The sequence below is a fragment of the Bacillus sp. SIMBA_074 genome, assembly GCF_046534555.1.
Taxonomy (GTDB): domain Bacteria; phylum Bacillota; class Bacilli; order Bacillales; family Bacillaceae_G; genus Bacillus_A; species Bacillus_A mycoides.
In genome coordinates, this window is sequence record NZ_JAWRYM010000192.1 from 1 (window position 1) to 357 (window position 357).

Below are 357 nucleotides of genomic sequence, written 5' to 3' on the forward strand. Positions count from 1 at the left end.
CATTCTCTAACAGGTGTACATATCTATTAAGATACTAAAAAGGAGTGTTATTCAGTGAAAAGTATTGTTTGTGAACAACCTTTTGAATTTAAGATGATCGAGACGAAAAAACCGGTACCAAACTCAGGCGAAGCTTTGGTTCGTGTGCGGCGAATAGGACTTTGCGGTACGGATATTCATGCCTATGGTGGTAATCAACCCTTTTTTAGCTATCCTCGAATACTTGGACATGAATTATCCGGTTATATTGAATCCATACCGGAGAATGAATCAGGGCTGAATGTAGGTGATCAAGTATCGATCATCCCCTATATGGAATGTGGAAAATGCCTGGCTTGCAGAAGTGGGAAAACGAAC

Annotated in this window: 1 protein-coding gene; it reads left to right on the forward strand. The window is 40.3% G+C overall.

Translation table 11 applies throughout. The features are described from left to right. Positions 1-54: 54 nt before the first annotated feature. Positions 55-357: alcohol dehydrogenase catalytic domain-containing protein (locus SB773_RS30455; protein WP_410593937.1), on the forward strand; the 303-nt coding region annotated here is incomplete at its 3' end.